Below are 21,139 nucleotides of genomic sequence, written 5' to 3' on the forward strand. Positions count from 1 at the left end.
TCAGCGGGGGGACACGCTCAGATTGAAGATCGCCTCGCCGGACCGCAGGCGGCTCTCCTCGGTCGGGGGCGTCGTCGCGCCGCCGCAGCGCCAGCAGTCGTACAGCCTGATGGTGGTGGTGCCGGGCCGCTTGGCGTTGAAGACGAAGTAGGTGACGGCCTGGGAGTCCTCGCGCCGGGCCTCCTTGCTGATGTACGAGGCGACGTGAGCGTCGGGCAGCGCCTCCAGGGTCCAGTCGTCGTCCGCGGACCGGTCGTCGGGCACCGCCAGCGAGAACCGCTGGCCGGAGCGCAGCTCGACCGGGACGGTGGCGCCCTTGGCGCCCTTGACGACCACACCGAGATCGCTGACCGCCGCCCCGCCGCCGCACCCGGCGGCGACGGCGGCGATCAGCAGCACGGACGCGATGCCTGCTCGCCGACCCCTCACTCAGGCAGATTATCGGGCTTCGGCTCGTCCCGCGGCTCGGCGTACGGCTCGCGTTCCGCGGGACTTCCCTCGGCGATGGCGCGCTCCCTCATCAGCTCGGCGTCGAGCTCCGCGCCGAACAGGAGAGCCATGTTCGACAGCCACAGCCAGATGAGGAACACCACGACCGCGGCGAGCGTGCCGTACGTCTTGTTGTAGGAGCCGAAGTGGCTCGCGTACAGGGCGAACCCGCCCGAGACGATCACCCAGAGGACGACCGCGAGCAGCCCACCCGGGCTGATCCAGCGCACGCCCGGCTGGCGCACGTTGGGCGCCGCCCAGTAGAGCACCATGATCAGACCGGCGGCGACCAGCGCCAGGACGGGCCACTTCACGATGTTCCAGGTGGTCACCACCGCGGAGCCCAGTCCGAGCACCCGGCCCATCAGGTCGGCGAGGCGGCCGGTCAGCGTCACCGCGATCGCGCCGGCCGCGAGCAGCACGGTCACGAGGACGGTGAGGCCGATCCGCAGCGGGGTCGTCTTCCAGAACGGCCGGCCCTCCTCGATGTCGTAGATGGCGTTGCAGGCCCGGATGAAGGCCGCGATGTACCCGGAGGCCGACCACAGGGCGACGGCCAGGCCGACGAGGGCGAACACGCTCGCCGACCCGACCCGCTGCACTCCCGCGACTCCCTGCTGGAGCAGGTCGCGTACCTCCGCGGGGGCCAGCACCGCCAGGTGGCCGACGATCACCGCCGTGTCGTCCCGGCCGAGCAGCCCGAACAGCGACACCAGCACGATCATCGCCGGGAAGATCGACAGCACCGCGTAGTAGGTGAGCGCGGCGGCGAGGTCCTGGACGTTGTCGTCATTGAACTCGATGAACGTGCGCTTCAGCACGCTCCACCACGCCCTGCGCGGAAAGTCGGTCGGGCGCTCGGGCGCGCCCGTCCCCGTTGCCTGCCCGGAGACTCCCGCCGGCCGGGTGCCCTGTCCGGAGCCGCCCGGCCGACGGGCCTCGTGTTCCCGGGCGCTCACCTGCGCCGGGTGCGCCTCATGGCGCGGCGCAGCACGAACACGGCCACAGTGCCCGCCGCGGCCAGCACGAGCAGCGCGGGACGCCTGCGGGCCTGCTGGGCGGCCTTGTCGGCCATGTCCTTGACCTGCTCGGGCGTCACCTCCCGGACCTTGTCCGTGACCGTGCCCGCCATCTCACCGGCCTTGTGCGTGACCGTGTCCGCGACCTCACCGGCCTTGTGCGTGACCGTGTCCGCGACCTCACCGGCCTTGTGCGTCACCGTGCCGGCCATCTCGCCGGCCTTGACCTTGGCGCTGCCGGCCATCTCACCGGCGCGTTGCTTCACGTCGGCCTTGTGTGCCAGCTCCGCCACAGTGTGACCCAGCTGCCCGCGGGTCTCCTCGATGCGCTTGCGCAATTGATCCTCCTCGTCGTCCTCGCCACCCTGTCCATGCCGTGCCGGCCGCGCCTCACGCGCGTGGCCGGCCGCCGGGGTCGTGTCCGCGGCCGTGCTCGCGCCCGGCCCGGTCCCGTGCCTGGCCTCGGCCGTCACCTGCTGGGGGCCCTGGGAACGGGCCTCGCCCTCGCGTTCCTCCACGGCCGCCGTGCGCTCGTCCCGCACCAGAGGCTCGGGATCGAACGTCTCGTGCTCCGCCCGGTCCGCCTCGGCCTTGAGCGCGTTCTCGGCCGCGCCCTCCCGGGTCTGGGGCACGTTGATCGACTCCTCGTCGGTCGGCATGCCCACGGTCGTCCTGTGGGCGCCGACGTTCCCGGCGTGCTGCTCGCTGTATCCGGGATCCGTCTCGCTCATCGCCGCACCTTCCCCTTGACCACGTCGATGTCGGTCTTCACGCTCTCGATGGCCTCGCTGGGCACCGGAGGCGTGGCCCGTTCCACCTGTTTCCTGCCGATCAGGCCGACGACGGCCGCGATGACGAACAGCGCGCCCGCCACGACCGCGGTGGCCGCCCATGCCGGCATGACCAGCGCCAGGAGCAGCGCGACCGCGGCGACCAGTGCCGCGCCGCCGAGGAACGCGAGCATGCCCGCGGCGCCGAACAGACCCGCGCCGAACCCCGCGCGCCTGCCCTTCTCGGCCAGTTCCAGCCGGGCCAGCCGCAGCTCGTCCTTGACGAGCCGGGTGACCTGGTCGGACAGGTCGTTGACCAGTCTGTGGGTGTCGTTCACGTCGTCGCCTCCTCTGACGAGGAAGGCGCCTACCCACCGAATCGCCCTTCTATCACGGGCCTGGCGCCACACCCCGGATGACGGCACACCTCATCGCGGGGCCGCGGACGATCGACGGCGGCCCCGCCGTCCCAGCAGGCCGCCGGCGCCCGGCCGGCGGCCTTTCAGACCGTCAGCGCTTCGCCGCGGTCCGCAGAATGCGGCCGAGGAGGGACACGACCGGCGACTTCGGAACCTCGCACCAGTCGGCCGGGCGCTTCGGCTCGCTCCACGGGGACGGGAGCTCGCACGAAGGAGCCTGCGGCTTGGGCCGCTCGCACCACGATCCGGGAGGGTTCATGATTTCACTGTACAACTCGGCCCCGAGCGCGAGATAAGCACTCGCTTACGGCCAGGGGGCTGTCCGCGGTCAGGCGTCGCTGGGGCCGGGGACCCAGCCCGTGCGCTGGGCCCAGGCGTCGGCCCGGCGCACGATCTCCCACACGAACGGGTCCTTCGCCTCGACGTACGCGGCCCGGTCGTCCCCGGCCCGCGCCGCGCACCGCCGCTTCACCTCCGCGTACTCGGCGGCCGCCGCCGGATGGCACCGCAGGTGGTCGCGGAACAGCAGCGCGAGCTGCTGGGAGAAACTGCCCAGCAGCCGTACGTGCACGTGGACGCGGCGCGAGCCCGGCGGCTCGCGGAAGTACCGCTTCGTCCGCTCGGGGTTGCCGGCCCGGAACACGAAGCCGAGCTCCTCCAGCGGCGCCCGGTAGGCGTCCAGCGGCTCGAACGAGCGTACCGAGACCTGGACGTCGATCACCGGTTTGGCCGCGAGAGCGGGCACGGCCGTGGAGCCGATGTGGTCGATCCGCGCCGCCACGTCGCCCAGCGCGCCGCGCAGGCGGGCGCCCAGCCGCGCGAACTCCTCCGGCCACGCCGGGTCGTACTCCACGATCACCACCGGCTCACCCACACCGCCGATCATGCCACGACCGGCCCTGCGGCGTCGGGCGGCACGAACGCGCCGGCGCGCGCGGCGGCGAGCGCGACCCGCGCGGCCTGGTCGGCGGTCGTCTCGTCCACCGGGTCACCGGTGACGAGCAGCCGCAGGTAGACCGGCGCCGCCAGGGTCTTGAGGAGCTCGGCCGGATCGGTGCCCGCGGGCAGCTCGCCCCGCTCGACGGCCCGACTCACCACAGGCTCGGCCCTGGTCAACCGGTCGCGGAAGACGTGCCCCCCGGCGGCGGCGATCTCCGGCAGGCGGGCCGCCCCGGTGAACATCGCGGCGAGGACGGCCCGCCCGGTCGGGCTGGTGTACGACTGGACCAGCGAACGGGCCAGCGCCCGCAGGTCGTCCTCGACCGCCCCGGTGTCGGGGACGGGGACGTCCGTCGCCATGTGCTCGGCGAGGGCGTCGACGAGCAGGCTCTCGCGGTCCTTCCAGCGCCGGTACACCGTGGTCTTGTGGACCCCGGCCCGCTGGGCGACGCCTTCGACGGTCAGCGCGGCGTACCCCTTGTCCACGAGCTCGGCGAGCGTGGCGGCGTGGACCGCCGCACGCACCTTGGCGCCGCGGCCGACCGGGCGGGCGGTGGGGCGGAGAGAATCCATTGCAACTCCAAGTTGCGATGCGGGCCGGCGATGGGCAGGATGAATCTATCGCAACTTCAAGTTGCGATACCGGTTTCCCTGCGTTCCCCCAGGTGGCAGTCATGCGTACCCCTCCCCCACGTCCCCCGTGGACCTTCGACGACATAACCGACCAGTCCGGCCGAGTGGCGGTGGTGACCGGCGCGAACAGCGGCATCGGCTACGTCACGGCCCGCGAGCTGGCGCGGCGCGGCGCCCACGTCGTGCTGGCCTGCCGCGACCCCGGACGCGGCCGGGCCGCGCTCGACCGCATGCGGGGCGAGGCGCCGGGCGCGCGCCTGGAGATGCGCCGCGTGGACCTGGCCAGCCTGGCCTCCATCCGGGAGTTCGCGGCCGGCTGGGACCACGACCGGCTCGACCTGCTCGTGAACAACGCCGGCGTCGCCATGGTGCCGTTCGCCCTGACCGAGGACGGGTTCGAGTCGCAGTTCGGGGTCAACCACCTCGGCACGTTCGCCCTGACCGGCCTGCTCCTGCCCCACCTGCTCGCCGCGCCCGGCCCGCGCGTGGTCACGGTCAGCAGCGAGGGACAGCGCTTCGCCCGCTTCGACCTCGGCAACCTCAACGCCGAGCGCCGCTACCGCACGGCGTTCGCCTACGTGCAGGCGAAACGGGCCAACCTCTACTTCGCGATGGAGCTGCAGCGCCGGGCCGACACCGCCGGGCTGACGCTCCGCAGCATGGCCGTGGCTCCGGGGCTGACGCGCACCAACGTGCTCACCGGCGGCGCCAACAGCGCCAGAGGCAGGCTGTACGCGACCCTGACGGGCCTGCTCGTGCGCGCGGCCTTCCGCCCCACGCCGGAGGGGGCCAAGACCTCCCTGTTCGCGGCCACGGTCCCCGATCTGCCCGGAGGCCGGTACATCGTCCCCGACGGGTTCCTGCAACTGCGCGGCGAGCCCACGTACCGCACCCGCGAGCGCGCCATCCGCGACGTGGTCACGGCCGAGCGGCTGTGGCGGCTGTCCGAACGCCTCACCGGCGTCACGTACCCTCTGCCGGCCGCTCCCGGCGGACGTCCTCCCGCCACGATCACCCGTCCCCGCTGATCCCCCCTCAGCCGCTCTATACTCCGACGGCGGCGCTCGGAGGGCGGCCGTCGGACGGCGCCTCCTGACGACGCATTCCGGGGCGCTCGCGCTCCTCTCACGGCGCCGCGTTCCCGGCGTCCCGTTACGCGGACGTCTCAGAGGCTCCGCGTGGTCACGATCTATGGACGGAAGGACCTCACGTGCTCGACACCGCTGTGCACGCTTACCTCAGGTCGGCCGCGGGGCCGCGCGCCCACCGGACCGGGCCGTTCGTGATCAGGTTCGACGAGCACGACGACGCGCTCCCCTTCAACTACGCCATCCCGGACGACGACGCCGCGCCCACGCCGGACGAGGTCGCCGCCCTGGTGGCGGCGTTCCGCGAGCGCGCCCGCACCCCGCGCCTGGAGTACGTGCCCCAGGCCGCCCCGAAGGTCGAGGAGGCGCTGCTCGCGGCCGGCTTCACCCCCGAGGACCGCTACCCGCTGCTGGTGTGCCCGCCGGACGAGGTCGTCGACGCGACCGTGGACGCCGCCGTACGGGTCCGGCTGGTGACGGACGACGCCGGCCTCTGGCAGGTGGCACGAGTGATGAACGAGGCGTTCCAGGCGGCGGAGGCCACCGAGCACGACGTGGCGCGCCTGCGCCGGGTCCTCGACCGGGGCGGGCTCGTGGCCGCCGCCGCGGACGCCGCGACCGGCGACGTCGTGGGCGCCGGCCAGCTCGGCGGCCCGCACGAGGGCGTGGCCGAGGTGGCGGGCATCGCGGTCCTGGCCTCGCACCGGCGGCGCGGCATCGCGGGCGCGGTCACGGCGCTGCTGACCCGCGAGGGGGCCGACGCCGGGGTGACGACGCCGTTCCTCACCCCGGCCGACGAGGGAGCCGCCCGGGTTTACCAGCGGGTCGGGTACCGGCGGCTGGGCGAGGCCCTGCACATCTCCCTGCGCTAGCCGCTCACCGGCTTCACCGTTCAGGCGAGGCCGGCTCGCCGGGCGACGACCTCGACGTGCCCGGAGAGCAGTTCGAGCAGGTCCGGAGGCTCCGGGTCGCCGGCGTGCAGGGTCGGGGTTCATCGATCGGCACTCTACCGACCGGCCGCCGGGGCCGCGATCACGCGCGATGCCCGAGGGGCCCCGCACGGGCACGTCGCAGGTGACGGAGCGATCGGAGCTCGGCGATCACGTCTGCTCCGGTGGGCGCGTGGTCCGGGTCCACCAGCCACTGCAGCATCAGACCGGTCAGCAGCGCGAGCGGCACGGAACCGCCGAGCCCCGGATCCTGCACCGCCTCACCGCCGGCGACGTGGCGTACGTGTTCGACGACTCCATCAGCGCGCTGACCCAGCACGACTCCGGCGTCACGGTCGCGTTCGAGCGCGGCGCCACCCGCGACTTGCGGCGACACCGCGACCACCCGGCCCACCGCATCACCTGGTGGTGGCAGGATGCGGCGTCTGCGTGCCCACTAGCCTCTTGGCATGACTGCGGAAGATCGACTTGTCGTCGTCGACGGCCTGCTGGGCCGCCCCTTCCCGGAGGAGGAAGAACAAGAGGTTCCGGTGAAGGGCGTGTGGGAGGGGCATCGCTCCAGCGGGCCGGGCTATCACCTGTGCGTCCTGAAGGCCAGCCGGGACTTCTGGGACGACCGTAGCGAGGATGTCGTCGAGGCGGCCGAGGAAGAGATCGACGCCGCCCTCCACGCCGTGTCGACCGCTCTGACGGCGCGCTGGGGCGAGCCCGAGGTGATCGACCTGTGGCCTTTTCTGGAGAGCGAGAACCCGGCTCCCGAGCCGATGAGCGAGCTTTGTCAGCTCAGCGGCAGGATGCTCGCCTGGCGGCGACCGGATGCCGGCCGATGGGTGGCGCTCGCTGTCGGCCAAGCCGATCCGGAGTTTCCGATCCAGTTGCTCGCCGCGGTCGGCGAAACGCCGCTCCCCTAGGTTGCGTGTGCACCGCGAGGCCACCTGCGCTTCGGAGCCTCGTCACGCCCCGAGCGCGATGGAGTCAGCGGTCCTCGAAGGAGGACGGGACCATGACTCTCACCCCGTTCGGCACCACCCGCAGCCGGATCGGCGTGCGCAGTCGTACCTCGCCGTCCACGTCCGCCGCCATCGGCGGGTCCGTCTCCAGCAGCATCTCGCGCCCCACCACGAACGGCCCGCCGGCGAGGCTGCGCCAGCGGCCCGTGGTGGCGCGCCCCAGCGTCTCCGCGAGCAGGCGCAGCTTCTTGCCGGAGCCGAGCTGGTAGGCCACGAGCATGCCGTTGTCGATGCTGATGTCCTTGGCGACCTGCCAGCCGCCGTGGAAGCGGCCGTTGGCGATGTTGAGCTGGTGGGTGAGCAGTTCGTGCCGCTTGCCGTCGACCGTGATGTACGCCCGGAACGACCGGTGGCCGGGCAGGATCGTGAGAGCCGTGAGCGGGTAGGCGGGGCGGCCGAGGACGCGCTTGAGCCAGGGCTTGACCTTGCCGGCCACCTCGACCGACACGCCGAAGCTGGCGAGGTTGGCGAACGGCCGGTCGTCGGCCATGCCGAGGTCGATGTCGGCGACCTTGCCCGTCTCGAACACCCGGATCGCGCCCGCGAGGTCGAGCGGCAGGCCGAGGCTGCGGGCGAAGTTGTTGGTGGTGCCGAGCGGGAGCACGCCGAGCGCGACGTCGCGGTGGGCGACGTGGCGGACGGCGGAGGACAGCGTGCCGTCGCCGCCGCCGACGATGAGCAGGTCGGGGCGGGTGGCGAGGGCGGTGTCGAGGAGTTCGCGCAGCCGCTTGGGGTTGTAGACGCCGATCTCGGCCAGCGGCTCGAATCCGAGGTCGTGGAGCTGCTCGATCACCTCGACGTAGTGGCGCCGGCCGCGGCGCGAGCGAGTGTTGATCACCACTGCCACGCGGCGGTCCTTGCGGATCGCCTCGGTGTGCTCGGCCTTGGTGCGCAGTTCGCTCATAGTGCCCAATCGTAGGGCCGCCGGGGTGTGCCCCGGCGGCCCTACGGATCAGCGCGTGGAGATCGTGGAGATCACTTCCTGGGCGGGATCACCTGCACGATGGCGCCCAGGTTGCCCGGCAGCGGGGAGACCAGCTTGAACTGGACGCCCAGGGCCTTGCCCTCGTCGCCGGGGTTGCCGGTGCCGAGCTTGTGGCCGTTGCCGAGGTCCGTGCCGTACAGCTCGGTGGCGGGGGTGCCGTCGAGGTGCACGACGCGGGTGCTGTACGGCTGGTCGCCCTTGGAGGGCACCACCGTCGAGGCGTCGAAGTCGCGGTAGTAGAGGCTGCCGTCCTGCACCTCGAAGCCCGGGTACCAGGTCTTGGCGTCGGTGAAGTTCGGCACGCCGTTCAGCGCGGGGACGTCCGTGCAGTACTCGCTGAACGGCTCGTCGGCGGCCTCCAGGCACTCCTTGAACGGGTACGTCTTGCCGAAGGAGAAGGCGGCGTTGGACGACTGCGAGCGGCCCTCCATGTTCTTGTGCCGGGTCGGGTCCTTGGCGGCCGCCGTGCCGGTGCGGCGCAGCGGGTCGTAGTGGGAGTCGACCACGAGCAGGCTGCCCTTGGAGCCGATGCTCGGCGGCAGCTGGAGGTTGTTGCCGATCGAGTTGTTGGTGAAGGTCGAGTCGCGGTACCAGACGAGCAGGCCGGGCGCGTTGTACTTGACCTTCTGCACCTTCCAGGCGCCGTCCCGCGAGTACGTGCTGTCGTAGGCGAACTGTAGGCCCTTGTCGAAGCCGTCGAAGTTGCGCCACTCGGCGAGGTAGAAGCGGGAGATCTCGCGGGAGCCGTTGTTGATGGTCCAGCCCTGGCCGCTGGTGTTGGTGTGGGTGCCGCCGGTCGCCTTCCAGCCGTTGGCGCCGTTCTCGACGTCGTCGCTCCACACGGCGGTGCCGCCGTTGGTGAGCTGGAAGTCGTCGGCGTGCCAGCCGCGCGGGGTGTAGGCCGCGTCGCTGTTGTAGTTCAGGCGGAGCTTGACGCTCGTGCCGGCGAACGGCGTGAGGTTGACGTAGTCGTGCCGCCAGCCGTTGGTGTTGCCGGTGAGGCCGTACTTCTTGTCACCGAAGGTCTTGAGGTTCTTGTTGGGGTCGGGGTAGCCGTCGGGGGTGGTGACCTCGTTGCCCGCCTCGTCGTACACCTTCTGCTGCGCCCAGGTCTGGCCGCCGTCGGTGGACACCTCGACGAAGCCGAAGTCCCAGTCCTCCTCGATCTCGTAGTTGTTCCACATCCAGAAGCGGACGTCGGTGCCGGCGGGCACGGGCACGTCGCGGGAGAGGGAGACGTTGGCCCATTCCTGGTCCATGCCGGACCACCACGCGTTGGCGCCGCTGTGCGGGTCGATCATCTTCAGCGGCTCGGAGGCGAGGTTGACGCGGATGCCGTCCTGGGTGAGCTTGGGCGTGCGCGACGACTGGCCGACGGTCACGAGCTTGGCGGCGTCGCCCGGCTGGAACACCTTCGGGTTGGCCCAGCCGAGCACCCACTTGTCCCAGAGGCCCATGTGGCTGGGCATCGACTGGAAGATCGGCCCGGAGTGGGAGCCGCTGGACATGAGGTCCCAGAAGTCGACGGCGGAGCTGGCGGCGCCGCTGGTGTCGTACAGGTCGGGCAGGCCGAGGTCGTGGCCGTACTCGTGGGCGAAGACGCCGACGCCGGAGTCCTCGGGCTGCACGATGTAGTTGGAGATCTTCTTGTCGGTGCCGGGCACCTTGTAGCCGCCGGCGACCGCGCTGGAGTGGGCCCAGATGGCGTACGTGCCCTCGGCGCCGCCGTCGGCGGACTTGTCCTTGCCGGCGTGGACGAGGACGAGGTGGTCGATCACGCCGTCGGGCTCGGCGTAGTTGCCGTCGCCGTCGGCGTCGGAGACGTCCTCGAGGTCGTAGTCGGCCCACGGGAAGCTCGGCTGGGTCTGGGCGAGGACGTTGACCGCGTCGATGGCGAGCTGGCCGGCGCCGGTCGGGTTGTCGGGGTGGCCCGACATGTCCTGGGGAGCGCCGCCGCAGGCCGCGGCGCCGTACCACGCCTCGGAGTGCGGGGCCTTGATCCAGCCGGCGGCGGAGCCGGTGACGGAGTAGGCGCCCTTGGACATCTCCTCGTACATCTTCTTCATCGTGAAGCCGGAGATGTCGATGCCGGGCTTGCCGTCGCGCGGGTCCTTGAGGTCGGGGCGGACGCGCTCGGTGATGCCCTTGTCGGTGTAGAGCATCTTGTTGAAGTGGTCGGTGCTGAAGTCCTTGACCCAGAACGAGTTGTTGTCCTGGTGCGGCAGCGTGGCCGGGTCAGGGATCTTGTTGTGCAGCGGGCCGTTCTTCAGGGTGCCGGGCGGCTCGACCAGGCAGTCGTCCGGGGCGCTGTCCGGGGTGCGCAGCCGGTTGAAGCCGGAGAAGTCGTCGTTGGCGTTCTCGTTGAACTCGACGAGCAGCGTGAGAAGCTTGGCGGTCTTCGTCTGCTTCGCGTTCTTGAAGATGAATTCAGCGGGGTTTCGGCCCGTCTTGATGGCCTGCTGCTCGCGCGCGGCGAGGACGCGGGCGGCGGCCGGGTTGCCCTCGGTGTACTTCCGGTCGGCCTTTTCCGCCGGGGACTCGGCGCGGGCGCGCCGGTTGTTCGGCGACGGCGGCTCGCCGGGCTCCGGGTCGTCGCGGGGTGGCGCGTAGTTGATGTAGTAGTCGGCCGCGGTCGGCTTGTACTCGGCCGACGACGCCGCCGCCTGGGAAGTCGCGGGGACGGTGAGCGCGGCGGCGAGCAGGGCTGCCGCAGGCATGGCTGTTAACAGGCGTTTCGTGCTGGGCACCAGGAACCCTCTCTGCCCGGGATCGCCGGGCGCATGGCCATAGGGTGTGCAATGCCGGACGTTAGAGGGTGAGTAAAGCGGACGTAAAGGGCGTTGTTGAAATGTGATGTATTTAGGACATTTCAGAATAGGAGCGTTATGGCGGTCACCCCTCCGGCGACGGCCGCCCCGTAGCAGAGCACCGCGACGAGCGCGTCCCACCGGCGCAGGCCGAGCAGTTCCTCACTGGTGAACCGGATCCGGTGCGCGGCGTGGAACAGGCACAGGGTCAGCGCCACGACCAGCCCGCCGCGTACGAGGGGGGCGTCCACGAGCGCGCGCAGGTGCGCGGCGGACGGCCAGCCGACGACGCCGAGCGGCATGAGCACCCCGAACAGCAGGACGAGCACCGGCAGCGTCAGCGCCGCCACCACTCCCCCGCCGCTGAACAGCAGCCACAGGTACGGTTCGAGCCTCCGTCTCATGGTCACCTCACGAGGAGCGCAGTACCAGGTACGCGAGCAGCGCCGAGACCGCCAGCCAGGCCGTGTGGTTGCCGCCCTGGATCATCCAGGCGGGCACCCGCCAGCCGTCCAGCCGCACCACGGTCGCCTTCGGCGCGAGGTTGAGGAACGTGACGGCGTGGAAGGCCGTCGCCGCCAGCGCCAGCACGTTCAGCCCGACCATCCACGGCCGCGCCGCGAGCGCCGCGAACCGCTCCGTCGTGCCGTCCGCGACGGCGTCGAGGAGCAGCAGCAGGTACGCGACGGTCCAGGCGACGAGGACGCTGGTCAGCTCGCGCAGCACGAAGACGGCTAGGCTCCGCCGGCGCGCGAACCACCATCGGTCCCGCCGCGGGAGGTACGGCCGCGCGTCCCCCCGCGCGAGGGGCCGGGCCGTCACCGCCCGCTCCACGGCAGGACCGACCGCAGCGCGGCCGTCACCTTGTAACGCTGGATCGCCTCGGCCGGGTCCACGTGCTTCGGGCAGACCCGCGTGCAGTCGCCGACGAACGTGCAGCCCCAGACCGCCTCCTCCAGGTTGAGCACGTCGAATCGGTCGTCCATGTCGCGCGAGTCCAGGTTGTAGCGCTGCGCCAGCGCGATCGCGGCCGGCCCGAGGAAGTCGGGGTCGAGCACGTACACCGGGCAGGCCGAGTAGCACAGCATGCAGTTGATGCACATGCTGTACTGCTTGTACGCGTCGAGCTGCGCGGGCGTCTGGGCGTACTCCGCGGTCAGCGGCGGCTCCTCGCCCTCCCGGACGAGCCACGGCCGCACCGACGACAGCTTGGCAAGGAACCCGTCGATGTCCACGACCAGGTCCCTGATCACCGGGAACCCCTTCAGCGGCTCGATCCGCACCGGGCCCGCGCCGTACTCGGTGAGGAACGTGCCGCACGTCAGCCGGGGCTCGCCGTCGACGTCCATGCCGCACGAGCCGCAGATGCCCATCCGGCACGACCACCGGAACGACAGCGTGCCGTCGAGGTGGTCCTTGATGTGGGCGAGGCCGTCGAGCACCGCCCAGTCGGGCCGCAGCGGCACCTCGTAGCTCTGGAAGACCGGCTCGGCGTCCTCCTCCGGCCGGTAGCGCGCCACGTCCAGCCTGATCGTCTCAGCGGCCATAGACCCTCTCCCCAGGCGGCCAGCGGGTGATCGTCACGGGCATCAGGCCGACCGACGGGGTGCCGTCCGGCGCCCGATGCACCAGCGAGTGCGCCAGGTACGCGTCGTCGTCCCTCGCCGGGAAGTCGACGCGCTGGTGGGCGCCGCGCGACTCCTCCCGGCCGAGGGCGCACGCCACGATGGTCCGCGCCACGTCGAGCATGGCGCGCAGCTCCAGCAGGGTGATCAGCTCGGTGTTGAAGGTGGCGCTGGTGTCCTCGACCCGCGCCTCCCCGGCGCGCTCGCACAGGTCGGCCAGCGTGTCCACGGCCTCGGCCAGCGCGTCGCCGGTGCGGTAGATCCCGGCCGCGCCCTCCAGCGTGTGCTGCATGCGCTCGCGCAGGCCGGCGATGCGCTCACCGCCCGCCGAGCCGCCGCGCGCGCGTTCCAGCCGCCGCCGCTCGTCGTCCCCCTGGCTGCGCACGGCCGGCGGTTCGCCCTCCCGGTGGGCGCGGGCGAACGCGGCGGCGGCGAGACCCGCCCGCCGGCCGAAGACGAGGATCTCGGGCAGCGAGTTGGAGCCGAGCCGGTTGGCGCCGTTGATGCTCACGCAGGCGGTCTCCCCGGCCGCGTACAGGCCGGCGATCGTGGTGGCGCCGTCGAGGTCGGTGTGGACGCCGCCCATCATGTAGTGCACGACCGGCCGGACGGGGATGAGGTCGGTGGCCGGGTCGAGGTTCTGGTAGCTGCGGCACAGCTCGCGGACGAACGGGATGCGGGCGTCGATCTTCGCCGCGCCGAGGTGGCGCAGGTCGAGGTGGACGACCGGCCCGTACGGCGTGTCGATGGTGCGGCCCTTCTCCTGCTCGTGGACGAACGCCTGCGACAGCCGGTCGCGCGGCCCGAGCTCCATGCTGCGCAGCTTCGGCGTGGGTGTGGGGGTGCCGAGGTCGTAGTCCTGGAGGTAGCGGTAGCCGTCGCCGTTGAGCAGCCAGCCGCCCTCGGCGCGGGCCGCCTCGGTGATGAGGATCCCGGTGAACGGCAGGCCGGTCGGGTGGTACTGGACGAACTCCATGTCCTTGAGCGGCGCGCCCGCGCGGTAGGCCAGGGCCATGCCGTCGCCGGTCTTGATGGCGGCGTTCGTCGTGAACGGGAAGGCCCGGCCGCAGCCGCCGGTGGCGAGGACGACCGTCCGGGCGGGTACGGCCTCGACGCGCCCGGTGCGGATGTCGAGGGCGACGACGCCGTGGACGCGGCCGTCGTCGACGACGAGCGAGGTGACGTACCACTCGTCGTAGCGCCTGATCCCGGGGTGCTTCAGGGTCGTCTGGAACAGGGTGTGGAGCAGGTGGAAGCCGGTCTTGTCGGCGGCGTACCAGGTCCGCAGGCGTTTCATGCCGCCGAACGGGCGGACGGCGACCCGGCCGTCGGGCTCGCGGCTCCACGGGCAGCCCCAGTGTTCGAGCTGGATCAGCTCGCGCGGCGCCTCCCGGACGAACGCCTCGACCGCGTCCTGGTCGCAGAGCCAGTCGCCGCCGGAGACGGTGTCGTAGCAGTGCTCGTCGAGGCTGTCGTCCACGCCGATCACGCCGGCGGCGCCGCCCTCGGCCGAGACCGTGTGGCTGCGCATCGGGTAGACCTTCGACACGACCGCCACGGTCAGCTCCGGCGCCGTCTCGGCGACGGCGATGGCCGCGCGCAGTCCCGCCCCGCCGCCTCCGACGATGAGCACGTCGATCATCGCGTCAGCTCCCGTGGTCGGGTTCGCTCTGGTCCCTCACCCGCTTGCCGTCGTGGCGGATCGCGGACATGTGGATGCTGCCGTCGTGGTACTCGTGCCGGATCCGGCGGCAGCCGCAGTCGAAGAACTGGTCGCGGATGACGAGGCCGTACCCGTCGTCGTCCACGTAACGTTCACCGCCGGACCTCTTCCCGCACGGAGCCGGCTCGGGGGTGAAGGGGGTCTTCGTGCCTGTCATCGCCATCTCCTTGATGGACGACAGATGGACGACTCGCGGGGCGATGCGGGGCAGATCGGGTATATCCACAGAAGCATCGGGACTCTCGCCGGGAAAGGTCAGTCCGCTGTTCCCTTCTCGGGCGGCGTCCCCTCCTGCGGGCCGTTGGGCTCCTGCGCGGGCTTCTCGTGCGGGTAGTGCAGGTCGAAGGCGGGCCGTTCGGAGCGGATCGGCGGCATGGACGTGAAGTTGTGCCGCGGCGGCGGGCACGACGTCGCCCATTCGAGGGAGTTGCCGAAGCCCCACGGGTCGTCCACCGTGACGCGCGGCGCCGTCCGGGCGGTCTTCCAGACGTTGTGGAGGAACGGGAGCGTGGACAGTCCCAGCAGGAACGCGCCGACGGACGAGATCTCGTTCAGCGTCGTGAACCCGTCGGCGGCGCTGTAGTCGGCGTAGCGGCGCGGGAACCCGGCCACCCCGAGCCAGTGCTGGATGAGGAACGTGGTGTGGAAGCCGGCGAACAGGGTCCAGAAGTGCACTTTGCCGAGCCGGTCGTCGAGCATCCGGCCGGTCATCTTGGGCCACCAGAAGTAGAAGCCGGCGAACATCGCGAACACGACGGTGCCGAACACCACGTAGTGGAAGTGCGCCACCACGAAGTAGGTGTCGCTGATGTGGAAGTCCAGCGGCGGCGAGGCGAGGATGACGCCCGTCAGGCCGCCGAGCAGGAAGGTGACGAGGAAGCCGATCGCGAACAGCATCGGCGTCTGGAAGCTCAGATGGCCGCGCCACATGGTGCCGATCCAGTTGAAGAACTTCACCCCGGTCGGCACCGCGATGAGGAACGTCATGAAGGAGAAGAACGGCAGCAGCACCTGACCGGTCGGGAACATGTGGTGCGCCCACACCGTCATCGACAGACCGGCGATGGCGATCGTCGCGCCGACCAGCCCCATGTAGCCGAAGATCGGTTTGCGGGAGAACACCGGGATGACCTCGGAGATGATCCCGAAGAACGGCAGCGCGATGATGTACACCTCGGGATGGCCGAAGAACCAGAACAGGTGCTGCCAGATCATCGGCCCGCCGTTCGACGCGTCGAACACGTGCGTGCCGAGCTTGCGGTCCGACTCCAGCACGAGCAGCGCGGCGGCCAGCACCGGGAACGCCATGAGCACGAGCATGCTGGTCAGCAGCGTGTTCCAGGTGAAGATCGGCATGCGGAACATCGTCATGCCGGGCGCGCGCATCCCGATGATCGTGGTGATGAAGTTGACCGACCCGAGGATCGTGCCGAGGCCCGACAGCGCGAGACCCATGATCCACAGGTCGCCGCCCATGGTCGGCGAGTAGGTCGCCGAGGCCAGCGGCGTGTAGGCGAACCAGCCGAAGTCGGCCGCGCCCCCCGGGGTGAAGAACCCCGCTGTGGCGATCAGGCTGCCGAACAGGAACAGCCAGTACGCCACCGCGTTCAGCCGCGGGAACGCCACGTCCGGCGCGCCGATCTGCAGCGGCATGACCACGTTGGCGAACCCGGCGAACAGCGGCGTGGCGAACATGAGCAGCATCGCGGTGCCGTGCATGGTGAAGAGCTGGTTGTACTGCTGCTGGCTGACCAGCTGCATGCCCGGCTGGGCCAGCTCCGCGCGCATCACCATGGCCATGACCCCGGCGACCAGGAAGAACACGAACGACGTGATCAGGTAGAGGTAGCCGATGACCTTGTGGTCGGTCGTGGTCAGCCAGGAGACGACCACGGTGCCGGTGCGGCGCCGCCTCACCTGGGCGATCGAGGTCTCGCGAACAGTCGTCACGCCTGCTCCCTCCTGAGCGGAGTGATGGCCTTGCCGTTCCGAACCCCCCGATGCCCTCCATTGCACGCCAACGATCGCCCCGCGTGAAGCCCCACGGTCTCCTTCGTCGCGATTCGCCCCGTGCGCCCTTCCCAGCGCCCTTCCACATGGCGGGACGGATTCCTGCTCGCGGGGCCGCGTCTTCTATCCTTCGTATCCGACCCATTCGGAGGAGAGAATCTCGTGAACGCTCAGCGCGACTACGCCGACCTCGTCCAGCGTGGCCTCTCGCTCGACCTGACCCGTGGCAAGCCGTCCCCGCGCCAGCTCGATCTCTCCAACGACATGCTCCGCCTCCCGACGAGCTTCCGCGCCGCCGACGGCACCGACGGCCGCAACTACGGTGGCCTCCAGGGCCTGCCGGAGCTGCGCGAGCTGTTCGCGCCGCTGGTCCAGGTGCCCGCGGGCCAGCTCGTCGTCGGGGGCAACTCCAGCCTGGCGCTGATGCACGACACGATCGTGCACGCGCTGCTCACCCCGGTCCCGGGCGCCGCGCGCCGGTGGGTCGAGGAGCCGAAGGTCACGTTCCTGTGCCCCGTGCCCGGGTACGACCGGCACTTCACGATCACCGAGCGGTTCGGCATCACGATGGTGCCCGTCCCGATGAACGCCGACGGCCCCGACATGGACGTCGTGGAGCGCCTGGTCGCCACCGACGCCGGCGTCAAGGGCATGTGGTGCGTGCCCAAGTACAGCAACCCGTCGGGCGCCACCTACAGCGCCGAGACGGTGCGCAGGCTCGCCGCCATGCCGACCGCCGCGCCCGACTTCCGGATCTTCTGGGACAACGCCTACGCGGTGCACCACCTCACCGACACCCCCGCCGAGCTGGCCGACCTGCTGACGCTGGCGGCCGAGCAGGGCAACCCCGACCGCGTGTTCGTCTACGCCTCCACCTCCAAGGTGACGCTGGCGGGCAGCGGCGTGTCGTTCTTCGGCTCCTCCCCCGCCAACGTCGAGTGGTTCCTGCACAACACCTCCAAGCAGTCCATCGGCCCCGACAAGATCAACCAGCTGCGTCACGTGGAGTTCCTGCGCGACGCCGACGGGGTCGCCGCGCACATGCGCCGCCACGCCGAGCTGGTCTGGCCGAAGTTCGAGCTGGTCGACCGGGTGCTGGCCAAGGAGCTGGGCGACCTGGGCACCTGGAGCAGCCCCGTCGGCGGCTACTTCATCAGCCTGGAGGTGCCGCACGCCGGCGAGGTGGTGGCCAGGGCCAAGGCGGCGGGCATCGCGCTCACCCCGGCCGGCTCCACCCACCCCTACGGCAAGGACCCCGACGACCGCTTCATCCGCATCGCGCCCACCTTCCCGGGGCTCGACGAGCTGGAGCAGGCCATCACCGGCCTCGCGGTGTGCGCCCGCCTCGTCGCCGACGAGCACGCCTGACCTGCTGACCCGGGCAGCCGGCTGTCCCGGGCAGCCGGCGCCGCCCGTCCCGCCCGGACAGGACGGCTTCCCGGGGCGGCCGTCCCGCCCGGACAGGACGGCTTCAGGGGCGGCCGGCGCGCCTGAAGCCGAAGATGTAGTCGCGCGTCTCGCTCGGATGGACCGAGACGCCGAGGCCGGGCTCGAAGACGACGTTGTCGCGCGCGCAGTACCGCAGGCGCTCCCACACCTGGAACGCCTGCTCGCGGGCGGGCTCCTCGGCCCGGTCGCGCCGCCGCGCGCCGTACGAGCCGAGCACCTGGAGCAGGCCGAATCCCCAGAACAGGCCGGTGAGGCAGAACGGCGCGAGCAGCACCTCGCCCCAGCCCGAGTCCTTGCCCATCGCGATCACCAGCGACACCACCAGGTGCACGAGGGCGGCCACGCCGAGCAGGATGTAGCCCTGGTTGCGCACCCAGGGCGCGTACTGGCGGCTGGGGAACGACATCCATACGGCGAGCTGGGTGCGGCTCATCAGATGCTTGGTCGCGCCGAGCGAAACGGCGGACGGCAGGTCCGCGATCTCGCGCTCTCCGGGCAGGCGCACGCGTCCGATGCGGTACGTCGTCCCCGACGCCACGGCTCCCGGCACGGAGACGACCTGGTCAGCCTGGGAACACACCGGACACGTCACTTCCACTCGGGCAGTCTGGCCGTAAGCATCGATACACGCAAACCGTAAGGTTCTTCATGTGAGACCCATCGATGCCTTGGTTGCCGCCCTTCCCCCCGGGCGTGTCGTGACCGATCCCGACGTGGCCGACTCCTACGCGCGCGACCGCACGTTCGTCGAGCCGGGCAAGCCCCTCGGTGTGGTGCTCGCCGCCACCCGTGAGGACGTCGTCACCACGATGCGCTGGGCGAGCGAGCACCGCGTCCCGGTCGTGCCGCGCGGCGCGGGCACCGGCCTGGCGGGTGCTGCCACGGCGACCGACGGCGCGGTCGTCCTGTCCCTCGCCCGCATGACGGCGATCAGGGAGCTGTCCCCCGCCGACGAGATCGCCGTGGTGGAGCCCGGCGTGATCACCGCCGACCTCGACCGGGCCGCCCGGGAGCACGGGCTGATGTACGCGCCGGACCCGTCGTCGTACGAGATCTCCACGATCGGCGGCAACCTGGCGACCAACGCGGGCGGGCTGCGCTGCGTCAAGTACGGCGTGACGCGCGACTCGGCACTCGGCCTGGAGGTCGTGCTGGCCGACGGGCGCGTCCTCAACACCGGCCGCCGCACCATGAAGGGCGTCACCGGTTACGACCTGACCGGGCTGTTCGTCGGCTCGGAGGGCACGCTCGGCGTCATCACCGCGGCCACGGTGCGGCTGCGGCAGGCCCCAGCCCAGCCGCCGGCGACGTTCGCCGCCGAGTTCGGCTCGCTGCGCGAGGCCGGCGCCGCCGTGGCGGCCATCATGGCGGCCGGCTGCCAGCCGTCGCTGATGGAGCTGATGGACCGGGCGACGCTGGAGGCCATCGACGACTGGCGCAACATCGGCCTGGAGCCCGGCACAGACGCCATGCTCATCGGCCAGTCCGACGCCTCCGACAGCCAGGCCGTGGTCGAGCGCATGGAGGCGCTGTGCGTGGAGAACGGCGCCTCGTTCGTGGCCGTCTCCTCCAGCCCGCAGGAGGCCGAGGAGCTGATCGGCGTGCGCCGCATGGCCTACCACGCCGGGGAACGGCTGGGCGCGTGCCTGGTGGAGGACGTGTGCGTGCCCCGCTCGGCGCTGCCCGAGATGATCGGCGCGGTCGAGGCGGCCGCGGCCGCGCACGGGGCGAAGATCCTCACGGTGGCGCACGCCGGTGACGGCAACCTGCACCCGGTGTTCATCTTCGAGCACGGCCTGACCGAGCCGCCCGCGAACGTGTGGGCGGCGGCCGACGAGGTGTTCACCCGGGCGCTGGAGCTCGGCGGCACGCTGACCGGCGAGCACGGGGTCGGCCTGCTCAAGCAGCGGTGGCTGGCGCTGGAGGCCGGGCCGGTCACGCAGGAGGTGCAGCAGGGCATCAAGGCGGTGTTCGACCCGCTGGGCATCCTCAACCCGGGCAAGGCCATCTGAGTTCTTCAACCTTGGTGATCACCGGTCGGCGGGCATGACGACAAGCGTGGTCCTGGCCACAATCCGTACACAAACGCTGACACGAGCCGACAAATCGTGAAAGAAATGGCAAGGCCGGGCCACGCACCAACCATCACGCTGGTAGCGTTCTGCCCCAGTTGTCAGAAGTCATGCGTGGTCATGGGGGTCCGACGTGAATCCGTACCAGCCGTTGTCGGCGGACGATCCGCGACGGCTGGGGGCCTACGAGCTCCTCGGCCGTCTCGGCGAGGGCGGCCAGGGCGTCGTCTATCTGGGGCGTGACGAGTCCGGCGAGCAGGTGGCGGTCAAGCTCCTGCACCACGCGGCGGTCGCCGACCCGGAGGCCCGCAGCCGCTTCCTGCGCGAGGTCGCGGTGGCGCAGCGGGTGGCCCGGTTCTGCACGGCGCCCGTGCTCCACGCCGACCTGGAGGGCAGCCGGCCCTACATCGTCAGCGACTACGTGCCCGGCCCGTCGCTGCGCGAGCTCGTCATCAACGAGGGGCCGCGCCGCGGGGCCGCCCTGGAGCGGCTCGCGATCAGTACGGCGACCGCGCTGGCGGCCATCCACCGGGCGGGGATCCTGCACCGCGACTTCAAGCCGGCCAACGTGCTCATGGGTCCCGAGGGCCCGGTCGTGATCGACTTCGGCATCGCGCGGGCGCTCGACTCGCCCGGGGCGACGGCCACCGGCATGGCCATGGGCACGCCCTCGTACCTCGCTCCGGAGCAGCTCAGCGGCGGCGTGGTGTCCGAGGCCGCGGACGTGTTCGCGTGGGGCGTCACCATGGTGTTCGCCGCTACGGGCACGCCGGCGTTCGGCGCCGACTCCATCCCCGTGGTGATGAACCGCATCCTGCACGAGGAGCCGCAGCTCGGCGCGATGGAGGGCACGCTCGGCGAGCTGGTGGCCCTGTGCCTGTCCAAGGACCCTGGGGTGCGGCCGAGCGCCGACGAGCTGATCGTTCGGCTCACCGGGCAGCCTGCGCCGAAGGCGGCGATCGAGCCGGTCACGGGCGGTCAGGCCATTCCCGGCGGTCAGCCTGACTCCGGCGGTCAGCCCGTACCCGGGGGTCAGCCTGTCGCGGGCGGTCCGCAGAGCGCGCCCCCGCACCAGACGGGCGCCCAGCTCCCCCACGTGGCCCAGCCGCCCGGAGCCCACCCCGGCGCGCAGCCGGCCGCGGGCGGGCAGC

The 21,139-nt window shown here is 71.4% G+C and carries 22 protein-coding genes; 6 read left to right on the forward strand and 16 right to left on the reverse strand.

Annotated elements, in window-relative coordinates; translation table 11 throughout:
* The 6 genes from AB0H81_RS15075 to AB0H81_RS15100 form a co-directional block, all read right to left on the reverse strand.
* Positions 1-429: a hypothetical protein gene (locus tag AB0H81_RS15075; RefSeq protein ID WP_358374322.1), complete on the reverse strand. Its 429-nt coding sequence runs from the start codon at positions 427-429 to the stop codon at positions 1-3.
* The gene (locus AB0H81_RS15080; protein ID WP_358374325.1) at positions 426-1,310 is read right to left on the reverse strand and encodes a YihY/virulence factor BrkB family protein; all 885 of its coding nucleotides are present in this window, start codon (positions 1,308-1,310) and stop codon (positions 426-428) included. Before AB0H81_RS15080 ends, AB0H81_RS15075 begins: the two co-directional genes overlap by 4 nt.
* Before the next feature lie 134 nt (positions 1,311-1,444).
* A complete protein-coding gene (locus AB0H81_RS15085) occupies positions 1,445-2,239 on the reverse strand; it encodes a DUF3618 domain-containing protein (protein ID WP_358374328.1) in 795 nt (264 codons plus the stop codon).
* The gene (locus AB0H81_RS15090; RefSeq protein WP_358374330.1) at positions 2,236-2,616 is read right to left on the reverse strand and encodes a phage holin family protein; all 381 of its coding nucleotides are present in this window, start codon (positions 2,614-2,616) and stop codon (positions 2,236-2,238) included. The genes AB0H81_RS15085 and AB0H81_RS15090 overlap by 4 nt, the downstream gene beginning before the upstream one ends.
* Before the next feature lie 409 nt (positions 2,617-3,025).
* Positions 3,026-3,571 carry a GrpB family protein gene (locus tag AB0H81_RS15095; protein WP_358374333.1) on the reverse strand — a complete coding sequence of 182 codons (546 nt, stop codon included), beginning with the start codon at positions 3,569-3,571 and terminating at the stop codon, positions 3,026-3,028.
* A gap of 8 nt (positions 3,572-3,579) precedes the next feature.
* On the reverse strand, positions 3,580-4,209 hold the full coding sequence (locus tag AB0H81_RS15100) for a TetR/AcrR family transcriptional regulator (protein ID WP_358374336.1): 630 nt from the start codon (positions 4,207-4,209) through the stop codon (positions 3,580-3,582).
* Between the two features lie 101 nt (positions 4,210-4,310).
* Between AB0H81_RS15100 and AB0H81_RS15105 the strand changes: the two genes are divergently transcribed.
* Both AB0H81_RS15105 and AB0H81_RS15110 read left to right on the forward strand, forming a co-directional pair.
* Complete coding sequence (locus tag AB0H81_RS15105; protein WP_358374338.1) at positions 4,311-5,297, forward strand: oxidoreductase; 987 nt, start codon at positions 4,311-4,313, stop codon at positions 5,295-5,297.
* A gap of 182 nt (positions 5,298-5,479) precedes the next feature.
* Positions 5,480-6,229: a GNAT family N-acetyltransferase gene (locus AB0H81_RS15110; RefSeq protein WP_358374341.1), complete on the forward strand. Its 750-nt coding sequence runs from the start codon at positions 5,480-5,482 to the stop codon at positions 6,227-6,229.
* Between the two features lie 160 nt (positions 6,230-6,389).
* Here the strand turns inward: AB0H81_RS15110 and AB0H81_RS15115 are convergent, their stop codons facing one another.
* Positions 6,390-6,701 carry a hypothetical protein gene (locus tag AB0H81_RS15115; RefSeq protein WP_358374344.1) on the reverse strand — a complete coding sequence of 104 codons (312 nt, stop codon included), beginning with the start codon at positions 6,699-6,701 and terminating at the stop codon, positions 6,390-6,392.
* Positions 6,702-6,756: 55 nt separating this feature from the next.
* Here AB0H81_RS15115 and AB0H81_RS15120 point away from each other — a divergent pair, with 55 nt between their 5' ends.
* The gene (locus tag AB0H81_RS15120; RefSeq protein ID WP_358374347.1) at positions 6,757-7,218 is read left to right on the forward strand and encodes a hypothetical protein; all 462 of its coding nucleotides are present in this window, start codon (positions 6,757-6,759) and stop codon (positions 7,216-7,218) included.
* A gap of 64 nt (positions 7,219-7,282) precedes the next feature.
* Here AB0H81_RS15120 and AB0H81_RS15125 read toward each other — a convergent pair whose 3' ends face one another.
* The 8 genes from AB0H81_RS15125 to ctaD form a co-directional block, all read right to left on the reverse strand.
* The gene (locus tag AB0H81_RS15125; RefSeq protein WP_358374349.1) at positions 7,283-8,221 is read right to left on the reverse strand and encodes a diacylglycerol kinase family protein; all 939 of its coding nucleotides are present in this window, start codon (positions 8,219-8,221) and stop codon (positions 7,283-7,285) included.
* A 71-nt stretch (positions 8,222-8,292) separates the two neighbouring features.
* Positions 8,293-11,019 carry an immune inhibitor A domain-containing protein gene (locus AB0H81_RS15130; protein WP_358374352.1) on the reverse strand — a complete coding sequence of 909 codons (2,727 nt, stop codon included), beginning with the start codon at positions 11,017-11,019 and terminating at the stop codon, positions 8,293-8,295.
* Positions 11,020-11,171: 152 nt separating this feature from the next.
* Positions 11,172-11,513: a fumarate reductase subunit FrdD gene (gene frdD / locus AB0H81_RS15135; protein ID WP_358374354.1), complete on the reverse strand. Its 342-nt coding sequence runs from the start codon at positions 11,511-11,513 to the stop codon at positions 11,172-11,174.
* A gap of 7 nt (positions 11,514-11,520) precedes the next feature.
* Positions 11,521-11,931 carry a hypothetical protein gene (locus AB0H81_RS15140; RefSeq protein ID WP_358374357.1) on the reverse strand — a complete coding sequence of 137 codons (411 nt, stop codon included), beginning with the start codon at positions 11,929-11,931 and terminating at the stop codon, positions 11,521-11,523.
* The gene (sdhB, locus tag AB0H81_RS15145; RefSeq protein ID WP_358374360.1) at positions 11,928-12,656 is read right to left on the reverse strand and encodes a succinate dehydrogenase iron-sulfur subunit; all 729 of its coding nucleotides are present in this window, start codon (positions 12,654-12,656) and stop codon (positions 11,928-11,930) included. The genes AB0H81_RS15140 and sdhB overlap by 4 nt, the downstream gene beginning before the upstream one ends.
* Complete coding sequence (gene frdA, locus AB0H81_RS15150; protein WP_358374361.1) at positions 12,646-14,376, reverse strand: fumarate reductase (quinol) flavoprotein subunit; 1,731 nt, start codon at positions 14,374-14,376, stop codon at positions 12,646-12,648. The genes sdhB and frdA overlap by 11 nt, the downstream gene beginning before the upstream one ends.
* A 4-nt stretch (positions 14,377-14,380) precedes the next feature.
* Complete coding sequence (locus AB0H81_RS15155; protein ID WP_358374364.1) at positions 14,381-14,614, reverse strand: hypothetical protein; 234 nt, start codon at positions 14,612-14,614, stop codon at positions 14,381-14,383.
* 98 nt (positions 14,615-14,712) lie between these two features.
* Positions 14,713-16,407 (reverse strand): cytochrome c oxidase subunit I, encoded by a 1,695-nt coding sequence (ctaD, locus tag AB0H81_RS15160; protein WP_358374365.1) that lies wholly within the window; start codon positions 16,405-16,407, stop codon positions 14,713-14,715.
* A gap of 222 nt (positions 16,408-16,629) precedes the next feature.
* Here ctaD and AB0H81_RS15165 point away from each other — a divergent pair, with 222 nt between their 5' ends.
* The gene (locus AB0H81_RS15165) at positions 16,630-17,835 is read left to right on the forward strand and encodes an aminotransferase class I/II-fold pyridoxal phosphate-dependent enzyme (RefSeq protein ID WP_358374367.1); all 1,206 of its coding nucleotides are present in this window, start codon (positions 16,630-16,632) and stop codon (positions 17,833-17,835) included.
* Between the two features lie 103 nt (positions 17,836-17,938).
* Here the strand turns inward: AB0H81_RS15165 and AB0H81_RS15170 are convergent, their stop codons facing one another.
* Positions 17,939-18,466, reverse strand: a complete 528-nt coding sequence (locus AB0H81_RS15170; RefSeq protein ID WP_358374368.1) for a hypothetical protein — start codon at positions 18,464-18,466, stop codon at positions 17,939-17,941.
* A 100-nt stretch (positions 18,467-18,566) separates the two neighbouring features.
* Between AB0H81_RS15170 and AB0H81_RS15175 the strand changes: the two genes are divergently transcribed.
* Entirely contained in the window at positions 18,567-19,928 is a 1,362-nt protein-coding gene (locus AB0H81_RS15175) for an FAD-linked oxidase C-terminal domain-containing protein (protein WP_358374371.1), read from the forward strand.
* A gap of 193 nt (positions 19,929-20,121) precedes the next feature.
* On the forward strand, positions 20,122-21,139 hold a 1,018-nt coding region (locus AB0H81_RS15180), incomplete at its 3' end, for a serine/threonine-protein kinase (RefSeq protein ID WP_358374373.1).

It is taken from the genome of Nonomuraea sp. NPDC050691 (genome assembly GCF_040654455.1).
GTDB lineage: Bacteria > Actinomycetota > Actinomycetes > Streptosporangiales > Streptosporangiaceae > Nonomuraea.

Bases quoted from the DNA above. Each gene is read 5' to 3' on its own strand.
- frdA (WP_358374361.1), bottom strand. From the start codon at position 14,376: ATGATCGACGTGCTCATCGTCGGAGGCGGCGGGGCGGGACTGCGCGCG.
- AB0H81_RS15130 (WP_358374352.1), bottom strand. From the start codon at position 11,019: ATGCCTGCGGCAGCCCTGCTCGCCGCCGCGCTCACCGTCCCCGCGACT.
- sdhB (WP_358374360.1), bottom strand. From the start codon at position 12,656: ATGGCCGCTGAGACGATCAGGCTGGACGTGGCGCGCTACCGGCCGGAG.
- AB0H81_RS15125 (WP_358374349.1), bottom strand. From the start codon at position 8,221: ATGAGCGAACTGCGCACCAAGGCCGAGCACACCGAGGCGATCCGCAAG.
- AB0H81_RS15105 (WP_358374338.1), top strand. From the start codon at position 4,311: ATGCGTACCCCTCCCCCACGTCCCCCGTGGACCTTCGACGACATAACC.
- AB0H81_RS15120 (WP_358374347.1), top strand. From the start codon at position 6,757: ATGACTGCGGAAGATCGACTTGTCGTCGTCGACGGCCTGCTGGGCCGC.
- AB0H81_RS15100 (WP_358374336.1), bottom strand. From the start codon at position 4,209: ATGGATTCTCTCCGCCCCACCGCCCGCCCGGTCGGCCGCGGCGCCAAG.
- frdD (WP_358374354.1), bottom strand. From the start codon at position 11,513: ATGAGACGGAGGCTCGAACCGTACCTGTGGCTGCTGTTCAGCGGCGGG.
- AB0H81_RS15155 (WP_358374364.1), bottom strand. From the start codon at position 14,614: ATGACAGGCACGAAGACCCCCTTCACCCCCGAGCCGGCTCCGTGCGGG.
- AB0H81_RS15085 (WP_358374328.1), bottom strand. From the start codon at position 2,239: ATGAGCGAGACGGATCCCGGATACAGCGAGCAGCACGCCGGGAACGTC.